15 protein-coding genes and 2 pseudogenes are annotated in these 19,253 nt (G+C 64.7%); 8 read left to right on the forward strand and 9 right to left on the reverse strand.

Annotation, left to right across the window (positions count from 1 at the left end):
• Nucleotides 1–282: 282 nt before the first annotated feature.
• A complete protein-coding gene (locus tag ACVIIW_RS34475; protein WP_456704783.1) occupies nt 283–1,389 on the reverse strand; it encodes a hypothetical protein in 1,107 nt (368 codons plus the stop codon).
• A 569-nt stretch (nt 1,390–1,958) separates the two neighbouring features.
• Here ACVIIW_RS34475 and ACVIIW_RS34480 point away from each other — a divergent pair.
• The 4 genes from ACVIIW_RS34480 to ACVIIW_RS34495 all read left to right on the forward strand — a co-directional run bounded on the left by ACVIIW_RS34480 (nt 1,959) and on the right by ACVIIW_RS34495 (nt 6,662).
• Nucleotides 1,959–3,530 carry an ABC transporter ATP-binding protein gene (locus ACVIIW_RS34480; RefSeq protein WP_456704784.1) on the forward strand — a complete coding sequence of 524 codons (1,572 nt, stop codon included), beginning with the start codon at nt 1,959–1,961 and terminating at the stop codon, nt 3,528–3,530.
• The gene (locus tag ACVIIW_RS34485) at nt 3,514–4,605 is read left to right on the forward strand and encodes an ABC transporter permease (RefSeq protein ID WP_456704785.1); all 1,092 of its coding nucleotides are present in this window, start codon (nt 3,514–3,516) and stop codon (nt 4,603–4,605) included. The genes ACVIIW_RS34480 and ACVIIW_RS34485 overlap by 17 nt, the downstream gene beginning before the upstream one ends.
• Nucleotides 4,592–5,509, forward strand: coding sequence for an ABC transporter permease (locus tag ACVIIW_RS34490; RefSeq protein ID WP_456704786.1), 918 nt, complete (start codon nt 4,592–4,594; stop codon nt 5,507–5,509). The genes ACVIIW_RS34485 and ACVIIW_RS34490 overlap by 14 nt, the downstream gene beginning before the upstream one ends.
• A gap of 76 nt (nt 5,510–5,585) precedes the next feature.
• On the forward strand, nt 5,586–6,662 hold the full coding sequence (locus ACVIIW_RS34495; RefSeq protein ID WP_456704787.1) for a BMP family ABC transporter substrate-binding protein: 1,077 nt from the start codon (nt 5,586–5,588) through the stop codon (nt 6,660–6,662).
• Between the two features lie 108 nt (nt 6,663–6,770).
• Here the strand turns inward: ACVIIW_RS34495 and ACVIIW_RS34500 are convergent.
• Nucleotides 6,771–8,121 (reverse strand): annotated as a pseudogene (locus tag ACVIIW_RS34500) (8-oxoguanine deaminase).
• 161 nt (nt 8,122–8,282) lie between these two features.
• On the opposite strand from ACVIIW_RS34500, the gene ACVIIW_RS34505 reads away from it, so the two are divergent.
• Nucleotides 8,283–9,110 carry an FAD binding domain-containing protein gene (locus ACVIIW_RS34505; protein ID WP_456704788.1) on the forward strand — a complete coding sequence of 276 codons (828 nt, stop codon included), beginning with the start codon at nt 8,283–8,285 and terminating at the stop codon, nt 9,108–9,110.
• Nucleotides 9,107–11,845: a molybdopterin-dependent oxidoreductase gene (locus ACVIIW_RS34510; protein WP_456704789.1), complete on the forward strand. Its 2,739-nt coding sequence runs from the start codon at nt 9,107–9,109 to the stop codon at nt 11,843–11,845. The genes ACVIIW_RS34505 and ACVIIW_RS34510 overlap by 4 nt, the downstream gene beginning before the upstream one ends.
• Here ACVIIW_RS34510 and uraD read toward each other — a convergent pair.
• The 7 genes and pseudogenes from uraD to ACVIIW_RS34545 form a co-directional block, all read right to left on the reverse strand.
• Complete coding sequence (uraD, locus tag ACVIIW_RS34515; protein ID WP_456704790.1) at nt 11,830–12,717, reverse strand: 2-oxo-4-hydroxy-4-carboxy-5-ureidoimidazoline decarboxylase; 888 nt, start codon at nt 12,715–12,717, stop codon at nt 11,830–11,832. The genes ACVIIW_RS34510 and uraD overlap by 16 nt on opposite strands.
• A 7-nt stretch (nt 12,718–12,724) precedes the next feature.
• Nucleotides 12,725–13,660, reverse strand: a complete 936-nt coding sequence (puuE, locus tag ACVIIW_RS34520; protein WP_456704791.1) for an allantoinase PuuE — start codon at nt 13,658–13,660, stop codon at nt 12,725–12,727.
• Nucleotides 13,661–14,074, reverse strand: a complete 414-nt coding sequence (locus tag ACVIIW_RS34525) for a DUF3830 family protein (RefSeq protein ID WP_456704792.1) — start codon at nt 14,072–14,074, stop codon at nt 13,661–13,663.
• 90 nt (nt 14,075–14,164) lie between these two features.
• Nucleotides 14,165–14,443, reverse strand: a complete 279-nt coding sequence (locus ACVIIW_RS34530) for a hypothetical protein (RefSeq protein WP_456704793.1) — start codon at nt 14,441–14,443, stop codon at nt 14,165–14,167.
• 648 nt (nt 14,444–15,091) lie between these two features.
• A complete protein-coding gene (locus tag ACVIIW_RS34535) occupies nt 15,092–16,879 on the reverse strand; it encodes a chloride channel protein (protein ID WP_456704794.1) in 1,788 nt (595 codons plus the stop codon).
• A 12-nt stretch (nt 16,880–16,891) separates the two neighbouring features.
• Entirely contained in the window at nt 16,892–17,545 is a 654-nt protein-coding gene (locus tag ACVIIW_RS34540) for a class II aldolase/adducin family protein (RefSeq protein ID WP_456704795.1), read from the reverse strand.
• A gap of 171 nt (nt 17,546–17,716) precedes the next feature.
• Nucleotides 17,717–17,941 (reverse strand): annotated as a pseudogene (locus ACVIIW_RS34545) (MarC family protein); the annotation flags it as partial.
• 167 nt (nt 17,942–18,108) lie between these two features.
• Here ACVIIW_RS34545 and ACVIIW_RS34550 point away from each other — a divergent pair.
• On the forward strand, nt 18,109–18,678 hold the full coding sequence (locus ACVIIW_RS34550) for a YciE/YciF ferroxidase family protein (protein WP_456704796.1): 570 nt from the start codon (nt 18,109–18,111) through the stop codon (nt 18,676–18,678).
• A gap of 189 nt (nt 18,679–18,867) precedes the next feature.
• Nucleotides 18,868–19,251, forward strand: coding sequence for an Hsp20/alpha crystallin family protein (locus ACVIIW_RS34555; protein ID WP_092228842.1), 384 nt, complete (start codon nt 18,868–18,870; stop codon nt 19,249–19,251).
• Nucleotides 19,252–19,253: the final 2 nt, after the last annotated feature.

Genomic DNA, 19,253 nt, shown 5'->3' on the forward strand with positions numbered 1-19,253 from the left:
AAGCGCCGTATCGGCTCGATGAAGACAACCCCACACAAGCCGCGCAAGCTTCGCAGCGCGCGGTTGAAGTCGAGGCCGGTCGACACGAGCGCATGGAGTTTAGGTCGTCGCTGAACGACAGAACAGTACGGGGTGGGCAAAGGCGTTCCAGTACCGGCCACACCGTCTCGTGCAATGGGAGTAAAAGTGGTGGGCACGCCCCACCCGGCCGCGGCTCTCCCGAACACGAATGGCGCCACGCATCCCTGCGCGGCGCCACTCGATCCTGAAGTGTCGGCTCGATCAGAACTTCACGGTGACGCCACCGTAGACCGTGGACTCGGTGCAGCTGTTGGTGCTCTGGCCGGTCGCGGCGACGGTGCAGACACCAGCCATGGCGTTGTGGTCGAGGCCGAACTTGTTCTGCCAGTAGCGGTAGGCGACCCAGAGGTCGACGAAGTGCGAGTACTTGTCACCCCAGGCGGCCTTCGACGCGTCGAACGTCAGACGGATCGGCTCGCTGTTCAGCTCGGTCTTGGAGGCGGTTGAGAACCGGCCGATGCCCGAGAGCGCGGGAAGACCGTTCGAATCGCCCTTCGGGCCGTACCAGCCGGCGCGCCCGCTGATCGACCAGAACTGCATGTTCGGCGGCAGGAAGCCGAGGTCCATGTAGTAGTTGATTTCGACCGCCCAGGTCGGACGATAGCTGACATTGCCATCCGAATTACAGGTCACGCCGGCAACACCCGCACCGAACAATCCGCATTGCGTGAACGCGTTGTGATTCAGGAACTCCCAGTACACCAAGGGCGCGACGTCGATGTAGCCCTTGTACGGAAGGTCGAAGGCGAACTGCAGACCGGCCACGACGTCGCGCTTGGCGGGCGCCAGGAAGTTGTTCTCGGTATTGGCGTCCATCCCGACTTCAAACGAGACGTTGTGCAGTGGGCCCGCGGTGAAGGTCTTGGTGTTGAACAACTCATTCCAGCCAAAGGTCGAGCGGAACAGGCCGTAGATCTCGGTCGCGCCAGCGCAGTCGGCGGCGCCGCCGGTGATCGTCACGCCCGGTGCGGTGCAGGGCGAGGCGGGATCATTATGACCCGACTTGAACATCGAGATCGTGAAGAAGTTGGTGCCGTAGGCCCAGGCATCGAAATGGGTGAAGGAATAGACCTGTTTTGCGGTGGTGCCGTTGATGCTGCCATCCGGGCGGGTGCTCCACATGCCGGGGTCGGTGCCCTTCGGCATCCAGGAGAACGACACGCGGTCGTCGATCACCAGGAAGAACGGAAGGTCAGGCGCTTTCTTGGCGGCCTTGACCGGCAAATCCGCCGCGAGAGCCCAGCCACCGTTGGCCAGCGTAGCAAGTGACAGCACCGTTGCTGCCATTGCCTTGAAACGAAACGACATCCTGAATACCCCCAAGTTTGGACACGTAAAATCAACGTCCCTTGGGTGCGACACTTGCGCCGATGTCCCGGAGTGAGAAGCCTCAACTTTTTTCAAGGCATGCCGCATGTTTCGGCAATGAGTGACGATTCAGCGCGGGAATCTCAGGGTTCTTGCGTGTCGATGCCGCGCAGGATCGGCAACGCAATGCCAAACATTCCCGGTTGATTTCGTTTGCGTTTTATCCCGACCGAGCGACGCAAATGCCAATGCTGGCAACGGCTGTCGTGGAGAACCCGCCTTGCATACGCAAGCTGGCGCGATTTTGCTCAACATCACGTCAAGCCTGCCCAGTGGGTTCCGATTTGCTCTAAACCGTCACAAATTTGCAACAGGCCTCGCCTGCAGGCTACGCCGCAACGGTCTCCGGCCCATCACCAGGAAGGAATTTTGGTCCGACGACGACCGCGACTCGCGGCTACCGGCCGTGCCGAAGCGTTAAGCAAGGGATGACGCTTTTTCACACCTTACGCGGCGGTTTAAACTAGCCCACTATTGAGGCAATTCGTCCCATGCCAGCGTATCAGCGAATGTTAGATCCGACGCCTAACGGCCCGCATTCCGGCGAGTCCCCGTTGCTCACGACGGTCGGGCTCACCAAGCGGTATGGAGACTTCCTCGCCAACGATTCGATCGACATCGACGTCTGGCCGAACGAAATCCATGCGCTGCTGGGCGAGAACGGGGCCGGCAAATCGACGTTGGTGAAGGCGATCTATGGGCTGATCCAGCCCTCTGCCGGGGAGATCCGCTGGCGGGGCGAACGAATCGTGCTGTCCGGCCCCTCGGAGGCACGCAGCCGCGGCATCGGCATGGTGTTCCAGCACTTCTCGCTGTTCGACAATCTCACCGTCGCGGAGAATGTTGCGCTCGGCCTCGACGGCAGCGAATCCTTCAGGGACATGTCGGCGCGGCTTGAGCAGGTGTCGAAGACCTACGGCCTGCCGCTCGATCCCAAGCGCCAGGTCTGGCAACTGTCGATCGGCGAGCGCCAGCGTATCGAGATCGTCCGGGCGCTGATGCAGGACCCGAAATTCCTGATCCTGGACGAGCCCACCGCGGTACTGACGCCGCAGGAGGCCGACCAGCTCTTCGTCGTGCTGGAGCGCCTCAAGGCCGAAGGCCGCGCCATCCTCTACATCAGCCACAAGCTCGAAGAGGTGAAGCGGCTCTGCGACACCGCGACGATCCTGCGTGGCGGTAGGAAGATCCAGACCTGCAATCCCAAGCGCGAGACCGCCGCCTCGCTCGCTCGCATGATGGTCGGCGGCGAGATCAGGGAAGTGAAGGCGGCCGCCGGCCGTCAGACCACGATCCCGCGGCTGGTCGTCAACGACCTCTCGCTCCCGCCCGACCAGGCACACGGGGTTCGGCTCGAGCATATCTCGTTCGAGCTGAAGGGCGGCGAGATCCTCGGCATCGCCGGCGTCGCCGGTAACGGCCAGGATGAATTGTTCGCAGCACTGTCCGGTGAGCGGCTGTCGAACGATCCCGGCACGGTGGTGATCGAAGGGATCGCCGCCGGCCACCTCTCGATCACCAAGCGCCGCAAACTCGGTGCCGCCTTCGTGCCCGAAGAGCGGCTCGGCCACGGCACCGCGCCCCGCATGAAGCTGTCCGAGAACGCGCTGCTCACCGGCCACGCCGCCAGCGGCATGGTCCATCACGGCTTCATCGACACGGCAGCGACGCTGCAGACGGTGGACAAGGCGACCGAGACGTTTGACGTTCGCAAGGCCAAGCGCGATCCGGAAGCGGCATCCCTCTCCGGCGGTAATCTGCAAAAATTCATCGTCGGCCGCGAGATCCTGCGCAGTCCGGCCGTGCTGGTGGTCAGCCAGCCCACCTGGGGCGTCGATGCCGGTGCTGCCGCCGTCATCCGCCAGGCCCTGCTTGATCTCGCGACCGCAGGCGCCGCGGTGCTGGTGACCAGCCAGGATCTCGACGAGCTCGCCGAGATCGCCGACCGCATCGCCGTGATGTTCCACGGCCGGCTATCGGCTCCGCTCGCGGCAAGCGAAGCGACGCGCGAGAAGCTCGGCCTGCTCATGGGCGGCAGCAGCCTCGAGCCGAGGGAGGCCGCGCATGCACTTGGTGCTTGAGAAGCGCACTGAGCGCTCCAACACGATCGCGCTGGTCTCGCCGTTGATAGCGATCGGCCTGACGATCGTGACCATGACCATCCTGTTCGCGATCCTCGGCAGGAATCCGCTGCTGGCCTTGCAGGCCTATTTCGTCGCGCCCTTGACCGACGGCTATTCGCTCCAGGAGATCGCGGTGAAGGCGACGCCGCTGGTGATGATCGCGATCGGACTGTCGCTCTGCTATCTCGCGAACGCCTGGAACATCGGCGCGGAAGGCCAATTCCTGATCGGAGCGGTTGCCGGAAGCTGGATTGCGGTGAAGACTCAAGGCACCGACGCCGGCGCCTGGGTTCTACCTGTGATGCTCGTGCTCGCGGCTGCCGCAGGCGCGCTCTATGCGCTGATCCCGGCGGTCTGCAAGGTGAAGTTCGGCGCCAGCGAGATCCTGACCAGCCTGATGCTGGTCTATGTCGCCGACCTTCTGCTGGACTATCTCGTCCGCGGTCCCTGGCGCGACCCGAACGGCTTCAACTTCCCGACCACGGCCGATTTCGATCCGGTCGCAACGGTGCCGGTGCTGATCGAGGGAGGCCGACTGCACCTCGGCGCGATCATCGCGCTGCTGGTGGTCGCCGCGGCCGCGATCCTGCTCGGGCGCACCATCAAGGGCTTCGAGATACGCGTGGTGGGCGCCGCCCCGCGCGCCGCGCGGTTCGGCGGCTTCAATGCCAACCAGCTGGTCATCCTGACCTTCGCGGTATCGGGCGCGCTGGCCGGCCTTGCCGGCATCATCGAGGTCGCGGGCCCGGTCGGACATCTCCAGCCGGGCATCTCGCCGGGCTACGGTTTCACCGCGATCATCGTCGCCTTCCTCGGCCGGTTGAATCCGCTTGGAATATTAATTGCAGGCCTTTTTCTCGCACTGACCTTTATCGGCGGTGAGCAGGCGCAGATCGCAATGAAGATTCCGTTGGACGTCACCAAGGTATTCCAGGGCATTTTGCTGTTCTACGTGCTCGCCTGCGATTCCCTTATCCTCTACCGCTTCAAGCTCGTCTTCCCGAACCATCAGGTGGCCCGTGGAGCTGGTTGAAGCCATCATCCTGTCGGTGCTCGCCGCATCGACGCCGCTCCTGATCGCGGCAACCGGCGAGCTCGTGACCGAGCGCTCAGGCGTGCTCAACCTCGGCGTCGAGGGCATGATGATCGTCGGCGCCGCCTGCGGCTTTGGTGGCGCGTGGCTCACCGGATCAATTTTCATCGGCGCACTGTTCGGCATCGTCGCCGGAATACTGATGTCGCTGATCTTCGCGCTGATGGCGCTCGGGCTTGCCGTCAACCAGGTCGCGACCGGGCTCGCACTCACGATCTTCGGCGTCGGACTGTCCGGACTGATTGGCGCAGGCTTCGTCGGCGAACGCATCTCGCCGGCGGAGCATCTCAACATTCCCGGCCTCACCGAGATTCCGCTGATCGGCCATGTGCTGTTCGGCGAAGACGGCTTCGTCTATTTCTCCATCGCGCTCATCATCGGCGCCTGGTGGTTCCTGTATCGAACACGCGCGGGATTGATCCTTCGCGCCTGCGGCGACAACCACGTCTCCGCACATGCGCTCGGCTATCGCGTGCTGCGCATTCGCACCTTCGCCGTGATGTTCGGTGGCGCCTGCGCCGGGCTGGCTGGCGCTTATCTGCCGCTCGCCTACACACCGTTCTTCATTCCGGGCATGACCGCCGGCCGCGGCTGGATCGCGCTGGCACTGGTCGTGTTCGCGTCCTGGCGGCCGGGCCGCCTCGTGGTCGGCGCCTATCTGTTCGGCGCGGTGACGATCCTGCAACTGCATGCGCAAGGTTTTGGCGTCGGCATTCCCTCGCAATTCATGTCGGCGCTGCCGTACCTCGCGACCGTCATCGTGCTGGTCCTGCTCTCCCGTGCGCGCACCGGCGGCTCGACCGCCCCGGCCGCGCTCGGCACCGTGTTCGTGCCTGACCGCTGATTTCGTTTTCGCAGCGTGCGCGATGGGGCGCGCATGTTGCGGATTTTAGCTTTCCCCTGATGCTTGGAGATTGATGATGAGGAAATCACTTCTTGCGCTCGCTGCCGGCCTTCTGCTTGCCGGAAGCCTCAGCGCAGCGTCCGCCGCCGACAAGCTGAAAGTCGGATTCATTTACCTTGGCCCGATCGGCGACCTCGGCTGGACCTACCAGCATGAGCTGGCCCGCCAGGCGCTGGTGAAGGAGCTGGGCGACAAGATCGAGACCACCTATCTCGAAAACGTCCCCGAAGGTCCCGACGCCGAACGCGCCATCGAGCAGCTCGTCCGTGCCGGCAACAAGCTGATCTTCACAACCTCGTTCGGCTACATGGACCCGACACTGAAGGTCGCCAAGAAATACCCGAACGTGCATTTCGAGCACGCGACCGGCTACAAGCGCGACAAGAACATGTCGACGTATTCGTCGAAATGGTATCAGGGCCGCTACATTCAAGGCCTGATCGCGGCCAAGATGTCGAAATCGGGCGTGCTCGGCTATATCGGCTCATTCCCGATTCCGGAGGTCGTCTCCGGCATCAACGCGACGATGATCGCGGCGCAGACCATCAACCCGAACATCAAGGTCAAGATCATCTGGGCCAACACCTGGTTCGACCCGGGCAAGGAGGCCGACGCCGCCAAGGCGCTCATCGACCAGGGCGCCGACGTGATCATGCAGCACACGGATTCGCCGGCCGCCATGCAGATCGCCAGCGAGCGCGGCAAGCTCGCTTTCGGCCAGGACTCGGAGATGATCAAGTTCGGGCCCAAGACGCAGCTGACGTCGATCCTCGACACCTGGGGTCCCTATTATATCGAACGCGTCAAGGCCGAGCTCGACGGCACGTGGAAGTCCGAGGACACCTGGGGCGGCCTCGACAGCCACATGTTCGCGATGGCGCCCTATACCAACATGCCTGACGACGTGAAAAAGATCGCCGAGGATGCCCAGGCGGCCATCACTGCCGGCACTCTGCATCCGTTCAAGTGCCCGGTTGTTGGGCAAGATGGCAAGGAGATCGAGTGCAAGGGCGGGGCCAATCTCGCCGACGGCCAGATCCTCGGCATGAACTTCTACGTCAAGGGCATCGACGACAAGCTTCCGGGCAAGTAGCACGCTTCTTGCTTTCACCAGATGACCTGCTCCTCCCGGAGGAGGTTCGGAGGGGGTGGTCAGAAGCACCCGGCACTTGTGGTCGCCCCCTCCTACTATTTTCCTAGACTATCCCGCCTGCATCGAGCGCGCCGCGGCGCTATGCCGGCGGATCAGATCCGCGACGTCCAGTCCCGGAAGCGCGCCGTCGATCACGGCCCATTTCCCCGCCACCATCACCCGATCGGCGCGATGCGCCCCGCACAACACCAGTGCGGCCAGGGGATCGCCATGACCGGAGAAGCGCAGCTCGTCCAGCTTGAACAGCGCCAGGTCGGCCGCCTTGCCAATCGCGATCTCGCCGAGTTCCGGACGGCCGACGCAAGCCGCCGAGCCCTTGGTGGGCCCAGCGCAGCGCATCCTTGTGGCTGACCTTGCTCACGCCGTAGCGGGCGCGCTGCAGCAGGAAGGCGGCGCGCACCTCCTGAATCAGGTTCGATCCGTCATTGGAGGCCGAGCCGTCGACACCGATGCCAATGCCGACGCCAGCCTCTTCCATCTCGCACACCGGGCAGCAGCCGGAGGCCAGCAGCTGATTGCTGCACGCGCAATGGCTGATGGTGGTCCTGGCTTTGCCGAGCCGCTTCATCTCCCCAGCGTTGAAAAAGATGCCGTGGGCAAGCCAGGTCCGCGCATTGAGCCAGCCGCATTGTTCGAGATAGTCGAGCGGGCGGCAGCCGTACATCTGCTGGCAGAATCTGGTCTCGTCCTCGGTCTCGGCCAGATGGGTGTGCAGCCGGACATCGAGCTTGTCGGCGAGAGCGGCGGTGGCGCGCATCAGCGACGTCGTCACCGAGAACGGCGAGCAAGGGGCGAGCGCAATCTGCACCATCGCATCCGGGCCGCGCTGGTGGTGCTTCGCCACCACGCGAGCACTGTCGGCGAGGATGGTGTCCTCGTCCTGCACGACGCTGTCAGGCGGCAGGCCGCCGTCGCGCTGCGACAGGTTCATCGAGCCGCGCGTCAGCAGCACCCGCATGCCAAGCCGCTTTGCGACGCCGACCTCGATATCGACGGACTCTTCGAGTCCCACCGGGAAGACATAGTGATGATCTGTCGTCGTGGTGCAGCCCGAGAGCAGCAGCTCCGACATCGCGACGGTGACGCCCAGCTCCAGCGATTCGGGCGTCAGCTTGGCCCACACCGGATAGAGCGCCTGAAGCCAGGGAAACAGCTCGCGGTCCATCGCCGCCGGCAGCGCCCGCGTCAGCGTCTGGTAAAAATGATGGTGGGTGTTGATGAGACCCGGCAGCACGACGTGTCCGCCCGCATCGAACACGGTGACGTCTGCGGTTGCAGGCGTGCCGCCTGTGGGCACGAGTTCAACGATACGGCCATCCCTCACGACGATCCCGCGCCCTGCACCATCGGCGAGGATCGCCAGGGGATCCCTGATCCAGATCGGCTTTGGGTCACTCATGCGCCTGCTTCTCCTGACATTCGCTGAGGCGCCTGCAACGCAGGGGCCAGCCCGAGAGCGCGATTACCGCGAGCTGTTGTGCCACTTCTTGTTGCCACTTGGCGCTGGTCTTGCAAGACTTTCCCTTCAGTCAAATCACCGGCGCAGGCATTATCGCGGCCATGGACTTGAATACCATCACAGCGGTCTCCCATCCGCAAACGCGCTCCGAACTGCCCATTTGGACGCCGGGTGATGCCTGGCTCGCCGGCGGCACCTGGTTGTTCTCGGAACCGCAGACCCACCTCACGCGGCTCGTCGATCTCACCGATCTGAAATGGCCGGCGCTGGCGATCACGAGCAGCCACCTCAGCATCGCCGCCACCTGCACGATCTCGCAACTCGATGCGCTCGCTTGCCCGGCAGAGTGGCTCGCGGCCCCGCTGATCGGCCAATGCTGCCGCGCCTTTCTCGCCTCCTTCAAGATCTGGAAGACGGCGACGGTCGGCGGCAATCTCTGCATGTCGCTGCCAGCAGGGCCGATGATCTCGCTCACCACGGCGCTCGATGGCGTCTGCACCATCTGGAAGGCCAGCGGCGGCGAGCAGCGGATTCCGGTCGTCGAGTTCGTCACGGGCAATCAGCGCAATCGCCTGTCGGCGGGCGACCTGCTGCGACAAATCGATGTTCCGATCGCAGCGCTGAAGCGCCGCTCCGCCTTTCGCCAGATCTCGCTGGCGCCGGCCGGCCGCTCCGCGGCCCTTCTGATCGGAAGCCTCGACAGCAAGGGCGCGCTGAAGCTGACCGTAACCGCGTCGACCGTCCGCCCGATCCAGATCTCGTTTCCTGGGTCGACCGATGCCAGCGCGCTTCGCGCCGCGATCTCGGCGGAGATCACCGACGATCTCTATCATACCGACATTCATGGCAAGCCGCTCTGGCGCAAGCACATGACGCTGCGGCTCGCCGAGGAGATCCGTGCCGAGCTCCTGGGATCAACGCCGCCATGAGCTTCGAGATCAACGGCACGACATTCCCGCAAGCGCCGCGCGCCGGCCAATGCCTGCGCACGTTTTTGCGCGAACTCGGCCATTTCGGGGTGAAGAAGGGCTGCGACGCCGGCGATTGCGGGGCCTGCACCGTGCTGATCGACGGCGAGCCCGTGCATAGCTGCCTGATCCCCGCGTTTCGTGCGGAGGGACGCGCCATCACCACGATCGAAGGTCTCGGTGGCGACGACGGTGCGCACCCGATGCAGCGGGCCTTCCTCGAGGCGCAGGGCTTCCAATGCGGCTTCTGCACCGCCGGCATGATCCTCACCTGTGCCGCGCTGAACCAGGCCCAGCGCACCGATCTCGGCGCCGCGCTGAAGGGCAACATCTGTCGCTGCACCGGCTATCGTTCGATCGAGGACGCGATCCAGGGCAAGACCAACATCGCGGAGCGCGTCGAAGCCGGCGACGCGTTCGGCCGCAGCCTGCCCGCGCCCGCGGGCCCCGAAATCGTCCGCGGCACTGCGCGCTATACGTTCGACACTGCGATCGGCGACCTTCTGCATATCAAGCTGCTGCGCTCGCCGCACGCGCACGCCAGGATCGTTTCGATCGACAGATCCGCGGCGATGGCTGTAGCAGGCGTGCACGCCATCCTGACGCATGAAGATGCGCCTGCGGTGCTGTTCTCGACGGCGCGGCACGAGAAGGACTGGATGGACCCCGAGGACACCCGCATCCTCGACGATGTCGTCCGCTTCGTCGGCCAGAAGGTCGCGGCTGTCGTCGCTGACAGCGAAGGCGCCGCCGAGGAGGCCTGCCGCCTGCTGAAGGTCGTCTACGAGATCTTGCCCGCGTTGATCGATCCGGAGCAGGCGATGATGCCGGGCGCGCCGCTCGTCCATCCTGACAGAACCAGCGCGAACCGCGTCGCCGATGCGCGGCGCAATCTCGTCGCGGAGATACATGGCGAGTTTGGCGACGTCGCTTCGGCGCTGTCTGCATCCGCCGTCACCTTCGATGCGACCTTCCACAGCCACCGCGTACAGCATGCGGCGCTGGAGACCCATGGCGGACTTGCCTGGCTCGACGACGCTGGCGTGCTCAACGTCCGCACCTCGACACAGGTCCCCTTCCTGACCCGGCGCGCGCTCTCGAACATCTTTGAGCTTCCCTTGGACAAGGTCCGCGTGTTCTGCGAGCGCGTCGGCGGTGGTTTTGGCGGCAAGCAGGAGATGTTCGTCGAGGATATCCTGGCGCTGGCGGCGCTGAAAACCCGGCGTCCCGTCAAGCTCGAGCTCACGCGCGAGGAGCAGTTCATCGCGACCTCGACGCGACATCCGATGCGGGTCCACATCCAGGCCGGCGCCAATGCCGACGGGAAGCTCACGGCATTGCAGCTCGACGTGCTCTCCAACACGGGCGCCTACGGCAATCACGGCCCCTCCGTGATGTTCCACGCGGTGGCCGAATCCATCGCCGTCTATAATTGCCCGAACAAGCGCGTCGACGGCTTCGCCGTCTACACCAACACGGTGCCCGCAGGCGCGTTTCGCGGCTATGGCCTGCCGCAAGCCCTGATCGCGGTCGAGGCCGCCATCGACGAACTGGCGAAGCAGCTCGGCATCAGCCCCTATGACATGCGCCGCCGCAATATCGTCCGGCCCGGCGATCCCATGCTGTCGCCACCGGCGTCCGACGATCACGATGTGCTCTATGGTTCCTACGGTCTCGACCAGTGCATCGACCTCGTCGAGCGCGCGATGCAGGCGGATACGCAGCAGCCCGAATTGTCGCCGGAATGGCTGACCGGCGATGGCATTGCGCTGAGCATGATCGACACCGTGCCGCCCGCCGGGCACATCGCCGATGCGACGGTCGCGCTCAACGACGACGGCGGCTTCGATCTCACCGTCGGCACCGCCGAGTTCGGCAACGGCACCAGCACCGTGCACCGGCAGATCGCTGCGACCGTGCTGGCGACCACCGTCGACAGGATCCGCCTGCGCCAGTCCGACACTGCCCATGGCGGCCACGACACCGGCGCTTACGGCAGCACCGGCACGTTCGTGGCCGGCAAGGCGACCCAGGCCGCGGCCATGCAGCTTGCGGAAGAGTTGAAGGCGGCGGCCGCCGGCGCGTGGCTCTGCGATGCCGCGAGCTGCACGCTCGAAGCCGAATTCGTCGTCAGCGGCGCGCGGCGAATGTCGTTTGCCGAGCTGGCGAAGCTCGCGCGCGAGGCCGGTCGTCCGCTCGCGGCGCAGGGCAATTCCGCGGGAACGCCACGTTCCGTCGGCTTCAACGTGCATGGCTTTCGCGTCGCCGTGAACACCGGCACCGGCGAGCTCAGGATTCTCAAGAGCGTGCAGGCCGCCGATGCCGGCGTTGTTGCCAATCCCATGCAGTGTCGTGGTCAGGTGGAGGGCGGCGTTGCTCAAGCCCTCGGGGCGGCCCTCTATGAGGAGATGGTGGTCGACGCAGAAGGCCGCGTCGCCAATCCCAAATTCCGAGACTACCATCTGCCGTCCTTCGCGGACGTGCCGCGCACGGAAGTGTTGTTCGCCGAGACCTCGGACACGATCGGACCGTTGGGCGCCAAGTCGATGAGCGAGAGCCCGTATAACCCCGTGGCCGCCGCGCTCGGCAACGCGATCACGGATGCCACCGGCATCCGCTTCACCGCGCCGCCGTTCAAGCCGGATCGGCTGTTTCCGGCGCTGCACGACAAGTTCGGCGATCAGCTCCCGCGATAGGTCGAATAGCTCCACGGCGTGACCAGCAGCGGCACGTGGTAGTGTCCCTCGGGTTCGCTGATCGCGAACCGCAGCGGGATCTCGTCGAGGAAGGGCGGATCGGGGAGCTGCACGTTACGCTCGGCGTAGTACTTGGCGAGGCTGAAGCGGAGCTCATAGCGGCCGATCGGCAGCGGACGCCCGCCGATCAGGGGCTGGTCGGTGCGGCCATCCGCGTTGGTGACCGCGCGCGCGATGACGCGGCTCTCGCCGAGCGCGGCGAGCTCGACCAACTCGACGGCAATCCCGAGCGCGGGCTTGCCGGCGTGATTGTCCAGCACATGGGTCGAGAGCCGGCCGTGCACTTTCAAGTGGTCGTCGGCGATGACGAGCTGATCGAGCCGCAGCGCCGAGATGCGGCCGATCTCCTCGATCGCGCGACGCATCTCGGTCTTGGCAATATTGCGCAAGCGCGTCTCGAAATCGCGCAGAATGGAATCCTTGGTGTGACGCCGCACGCAAACGATATAGGGGATGCCGAACTTGTCGCGGTAGGCATTATTGACGCGCTCGAACGCCGAATATTCGGCCTCCGACAGGCGATCGAGGCCCGCGCTGTTCTGCTCGTCGGTCGATTCCGCCGTCAGGCCCGCTGCGCGCTGCGTCTTGTTGGCGAGATCGGGATGCGCCCGGATCAGGTCCAGCTGCACGTCAGGTTCGGCAGCCTGGATCGCCGCCATCAGCGCGGCATGCAGCTGGTTGATACCGGCAAACGGCCGCTGCGCCGCGAGCTGCTCCGCAATCCAAGGCGAATATTCGACGACATTGGCGAGGGCGGCGACGAAATCCGCCCGACTTGCGGCGTTCAGCTCGGCGAGCCGGATCTGCGACATCTCGCTCTCACCCGATCTCGAATGCATCGGTGGCAAGATGCGCGTGCTTGTCGTGCCAATGCTGCGCGATCTCCAACCGCGTCGGCACCCAGACCCGCTCGTGCTTGCCGACGTAGTCGAGGAAGCGGATCAGGCCCGCGGCGCGGCCCGGCCTGCCGGCGAGGCGGCAGTGCAAGCCCACCGACATCATCTTCGGCGCGGTCTCCCCTTCGGCATAGAGCACGTCGAAGGCGTCCTTCAGATAGGTGTAGAACTGCTCGCCTTCGGCAAAGCCCTGCGGATTGATGAACCGCATGTCATTGGCGTCCAACGTATAGGGAATGATGAGCTGCTTGCCCTTCGCACCCTTGACCCAATAGGGCAGATCGTCGGCATAGGAATCGCAGAGATAGAGGAAGCTGCCCTCCTCCATCAACAGCCTGTTGGTATTGATCGAGGAGCGCCCGGTGTACCAGCCGAGCGGGCGCGAGCCGGTGGCCTCGGTATGGACTCGGATCGACTCGGCAATCTCGGCGCGCTCCTGCGCTTCCGTCATGTCCTTGTGCTCGATCCATTTCAGGCCGTGGCTCGCGATGTCCCAGCCGGATTCTTTCATCGCTGCGACGATCTCCGGATTGCGCTTCAGCGCGGTGGCGACACCGAACACGGTGGCCGGCCATTTGCGCTCGCCGAACATCCGCCACAGCCGCCAGAAGCCGGCGCGCGAGCCATATTCGAACATGGATTCGACATTGGCGTGACGCTGGCCCGGCCACGGCTGCGCGCCCAGCACGTCCGACAGGAACGCTTCCGAGGCGCTGTCGCCGTGCAAGATGTTGTTCTCGCCGCCTTCCTCGAAATTGACGACGAACTGCACCGCAACGCGCGCGTTACCGGGCCATTGCGGGTGGGGTGGATTACGGCCGTAGCCGCGAAGATCGCGGGGGTAGCTTGTATCGGTCACTCAGACTTCCTCGAAACGAATCGGTAGCGCGCCATTCCACAACACGCTCTTGCCCAACGTCACCAGATTCTCCAGGCCGGAGGTCACCGTGATGAAATGGTTGCCGGCGAGTTGGCCCATCTTGCTTGCGAAGCGGACACCGCCATAGGCGAGCAGGATCTCGGTTTCGCTGACGCCGCCGGGATAGAGGATGATCTGGCCCGGCGCGGGATAGCTGGTGTGGTTCTCATAGCCAACGCCGAAGTCGAGATCGCCGAGCGGCATCCAGACGCCTTCGCCGCTCCAGCGCACATGGATGATGTGGCTCTCGAACGGCAGCGCCTTGCGGAACGCGGCAACGGTCTTGGGCGCCGCCTGCTCTTCGAAGCGGGCGTCGAACGTGAAATCGCCGGCGCGGATAACGAGTTTGCTCATCTCATCTTCTCAGGAACGGGGGCATGCCCCCGCGGGAGCTCGCAAGCAAAGAGCATTCCGGCGGGCTTCGCGCAAGTGGCGCAGAACTCATTACCTGCGGTCGTAAGACCAGCCGAATATACCGCTCCGCTGCGTCTCCGGCTCGGGGGCGGCCGCCGGTGCGGGAGCCTCCTTTAGTTCCGCCTGTGCCGGGGCCGGCGGCGGGGCCGGCAGGTTCTCGCATTTCATGGAATAGACCAGCTTGCCGTCCGCGGTGCGCCCGATCGGAGCGCAGGGGTCGGGACGCACGGCCGAGGTTTTGGCAGCGGGTTTCACCTGCGCCGCAGCCGGTGCGGCGATCAAAAGCAGGATCAGCAGATATTTCGACATCGTTGTCGCGCCTGAAACTCGGTTAGCCCATTCAACCGGATTGGAGCGGGCAAGTCCACCGGCGCGTTCGAGGCGCGGTTGCCGAATATTTGGCCGGCACTGTCGTCGGCATTGCGAGCGGAACGAAGCGAAGGCTCTCCGCCGACGGATCCCGGATTCCTCGCCCCGCGGATGACGATGTGGTTGATCTGGTTGGACGCCGCGACAGGCTTGACGTAGCGACGACGGCCGGGACCACACGGTTTTGCCGTACGCGCGCTCATCTGATGCCACAGGGTCTCGCGGCAGTGTGCACACGCCGCAAGAATGTCGGCGAGACGAACATCACGGCGCCGTTCGTCCGCACGCGGTTTCGGGCTCACAGGGACTACCGGCCCTGCCCGCACCCCTCGTGCCGACGCTGCCGCGTCCACCGCATCCCCGGCCCGCAATTCGTGACGACGTACGATCGCCCCTCAAGGACGAGCCGGGATGGGCAACACAGAAGCCATTTCCGAATTTCGGTAAAGCGGAATATTTTTCCCGGCAGGCGTTGAAGGCGACACAGGGTACCGCCCTCGCAGCCAGCTACGGCAGCCGTCATTATGGATGGTAGCCCGTCGCATCAAGTCCGCTTAGCGTGTCCGCGTCAACTTGCCCAGGGCCGTCTCAAGACAGCGCCCCCAGCACGCCGCGCGTGGCCTTGTCGATTTCCTCGACATAGCGGCGGCGGGCAAAGGTCTCGGTCAGGAAGCCGACCACCTTGCGGCTGTCGGTGGAATCGACCACCGCCAGCATTTCGGCCTCAGCTTCGTCGAACACGGCCATCGCGCTCTTCACGTTCATTTCCGGGATCAGCACGATGTCCGTCAGACGCGCGAGCTCGATGACCTGGATGTCGTCGGCGATGGTGTCGAGGTCGCTGGAGAACAGATCGGGCAGCAGGACGAGACCGACATATTCGTCAGCATTGTTGACGATGACGATGCCGGGCCGTGACCCCAGCGCAAATTCCCGCCGTGTCGCCGCGATCGTGGTGCTCGACGGCACCTTGCCGACGTCCGAGCGCATCAGGCGCTCGACGGTGAGGTTGCGCAGCCAGCCGACGTCGTTGGCGCTGCGGATGGTTTCGCCGCGCAGATGCAGGCGCCAGGTCGAGAAGGAATGGCCGAACATGAAGCGGACGCAGATCGAGGTGACGATGCAGCCGGCGAGCACCACCGCGGTGACGTCGACATTGCGGGTCATCTCGAGCACGAGGAACGACATCGTCAGCGGACCCCCGACGATGGCGACGCCGAGCGTGGCCATGCCGGTCAGCATCGCCACCAGCGGATCGATCACGAAGTTCGGGCTGATCAGGAGCAGCACCGCGGCGAAGAACTTCCCGATCAGGCTGCCGACGAACAGCGAGGCGAAAAACAGGCCGCCGCGGAAGCCTGAGGCCAGCGAGATCAGGCAGGCCGTCACCTTCAGCGCGATGATGGTCGCGACCAGGCCGATCGTCATGTCGTGAAAGAGATCGAGCACCATGGCGCCGTGGCCAGCCGCGAGCACCTGCGGCGTGACCAGGGCGAAGCTGCCGACCATGAGGCCACCGATGACCGGGCGCAGCCATACCGGCAGCCATTTGAACAGGCGCTCGAACATCGAGGACGAGCGCATCACGGCGATGCCGACGCCGCTGGTGACGAGAGCGAGCCCGATCAGCGCCAGATATTGCTCGACGCCGACGGCGCTGACCTTGGGAATTTCGAGGGAGTACGGCGCGCCGCCGAGCCACTGCGCCGTGAGCGCGCCGGCCAGCGATGCCGCCAGGATCGGCGCGGCGCTGCCGACCGAATAGACGCCGACGATCAGCTCGCAGGCGTAGAACGCGCCGGTGATCGGCGCGCCGAAGGCCGCCGCGATCGCCGCCGCCGCGCCGCAGCCGACGATGAGGCGGAGGTCGTTGCGGCGGAGGTTGAAGAACTTCCCGAACAGCGAGGCGATGCCCGAGCCGATCTGGGTGTAACCGGCCTCGAGACCGACGGAGGCGCCGCAGCCGTTCGAGATCAGGGTCTGGCTCGACACCACCACGCTGTCGCGCATCGACAGATTGCCGCCGCGCAGCGCATTGGCCTCGATCGGGTCGACGGCGCTCGACAGCTTCAGCCGTCGCCGCCACCATTCCATCACGCCGAGCACGAGGCCCCCCAGCGCGGGCGCGATCATCGCCGCCCAGGGACTGACATAGGCGTTGGCCGAGAGGCGCACGTCGATCGGAATGCCGTAGATCACGACATGGGCGATCTGCGCGATCTCGGCCATCAGCGTCACGATCGCGCCGGCCAGCGTACCGATCACGAGCGCCAGCGGGATCAGATAGAACTCGTTGCTGCGCAGGAGGGCGCGCAGCCGAACCATGGTGCGGTTGGTCCCCTTGCGGTCGACGAAATATCTGATCCGCGCAAACACCGTCTGTCCGCCCTACCCTTCCGACAGGCCGTAGCCGGCCATGCGCTGGCGGACCCGCTCGATCTCGGCGCTCGAGAGCAGCGGCGGTTTGCCGATCTGCAGGCAGCCGTGGTATTGCCGGGCCAGCGTCTCGACCTCGACGGCAAGCCACATCGCCTTGTCGAGCGTCTTGCCGAGCGCGATCATGCCGTGATGGTCGAGCAGGCAGGCGAGCCGGCCCTCCAGCGCGTGCACCGCATGCCGGGACAGTTCCACTGTCCCGAAAGTGGCATAGGGCGCGCAGCGGATGCTGTCGCCGCCGGCGGCTGCGATCATGTAATGCACCGGCGGAATCTCCATGCCCATGATCGCCAGGATGGTGCAATAGGTCGGATGAGCGTGGACGACGGCGTCGACGTCGGCGCGCGCCTTCAGGATGTCGAGATGGAAGCGCCACTCGCTGGACGGTTTCTGATCGGGGACGTGCGAGCCGTCCATCGCCATGAACACGATCTGGTCCGGCGTCATGGCGTCATAGGGCAGGCTGGTGGGCGTGATCAGGAGCCCCTCGCCGAAACGCACGCTGATGTTGCCTGAGGTGCCCTGGTTGATGCCGAGCGCGTTCATGCGGCGGCAGGCGTCGATGATGGCCTGTCTCTTGTCGAGCTCGTCCGCTGTGATCGACATCTCGATTTTACCTCGGCCTTGTTGCGACGGGCGTTTGTTAGACCCGAAGTACGTCAAAGCAATATGGCAGCGCAAGCGAAAGCGGACCGGTTCGGGCGCCGGCTTGCCGGCAGGCCCGCAAACCCGAGAAATTGATTGTAAAATCAATGGATTAAAAGTTCGCGCAGCCTATCACAAGCTGGCCCGAACCGCCGCGATCCCGAGGATCACGAACTGCACCGAATAGGCCGCAAGCAGCATGACCCCGCGACAGCACGGCATTCCCGGTGCGCCCCAGCGTCCGCGCGATCAGGTGAGCCGAGACGAAACAAAGCGTGCCGACGAGGCAGACCGAGAGCACCACCACAACGATGATCGCGACTTGGCCCCATAGCCGGCGCCGCCTGCCAGACGAAGGCGGACAGGGCGAAATCGAGCATCGGGGGACGTCTCGGCGGCCGTGAACGGCCGGCCCCTAGCGGCTCGCGAGGGCCTTCGCGAGGAACATTTGCAAACGTTGGCTCTTGATCGCGTGTGGATTGAGGAAGGGCGTGCCTTCCCGTGTCACCTCATGAGGAGGATTTATGGCTAAGAAAGCAAAGAAACGCGCATCCAAGAAAAAGACCGCATCGCGCCGTCCGCGTCAGGCGCCCAAGATGCTGAGTGATCTGTTTCTGGAAACGTTGAAGGACATCTATTTCGCCGAGAACAAGATCATCAAGACGCTGCCCAAGATGGCCAAGGCCGCGCATTCCAAGGACCTTGCGGCCGCCTTCAACAAGCATCTGCGGGAGACGCAGGGCCAGGTCAAACGGCTCGAACAGATCTTCAGAATGCTGGACAAGCCGGCGCGCGGCAAGCCGTGCGAGGCGATCAACGGCATCACCGACGAGGGCGCCGAGATCATGAAGGACTTCAAGAACGCTCCCGCTCTCGACGCCGGACTGCTCGCCGCGGCGCAGGCCGTCGAGCATTACGAGATTTCTCGCTACGGCACGCTGCGCACCTGGGCCGAGGAGCTCGGCATGCCCGAGGCGGCAAGGCTGCTTCAGGATACGCTGGACGAGGAGGAGGCGACCGACCACACGCTGTCGGAGCTCGCCACTTCGGTGATCAACCTCGAAGCGGAGGCCGAGTACCGCGAGGCCGCCTGATCCCGCGCATCTCGCCCAATCATTGCCATCGACGCCGCGGAATATCTTTCGCGGCGTCGATACGTCTGACCGCAAGGGCCTCCGCTGCTTCGAGGGCCAGGCATGCTCCATCCGCGCGATGCTGGAATTCCGGGGAACCATCCCCATATCCCCGTTTTCCAACCGCAGCGCCTCCCCCGAGTTTTTGCCATGCAACCGAAAAATCCCTTCGACTGGATGCTGTCCGAGGCCCTGGACCAGCTGACCCGCGGCGAGCGCATGCGGCAGCAGTTCGGCCGCCAGGAGGCCTGCTGGGAGCCGCCGATCGACGTGCTCGAGACCGAGCACGAGCTCCTGATCCTGGTCGCGCTTCCCGGCGTCAATCCTGACAATGTCGAGACGGTAATCCAGGACGGCGTGCTCATCATCTCCGGCCAGCGCACGCTGCCGCCGGAGCTTCGCAACGCCCGCATCCACCGGCTCGAGCTGCCGCAGGGGCGTTTTGAGCGCCGCATCGCGTTGCCCCTTGGCCGCTATGCCATCAGCCGCTTCGTCATGGACGGCTGCGTCGCACTGCGCCTCGCCAAATCCTGAGG

Source organism: Bradyrhizobium sp. USDA 4449 (assembly GCF_054056275.1).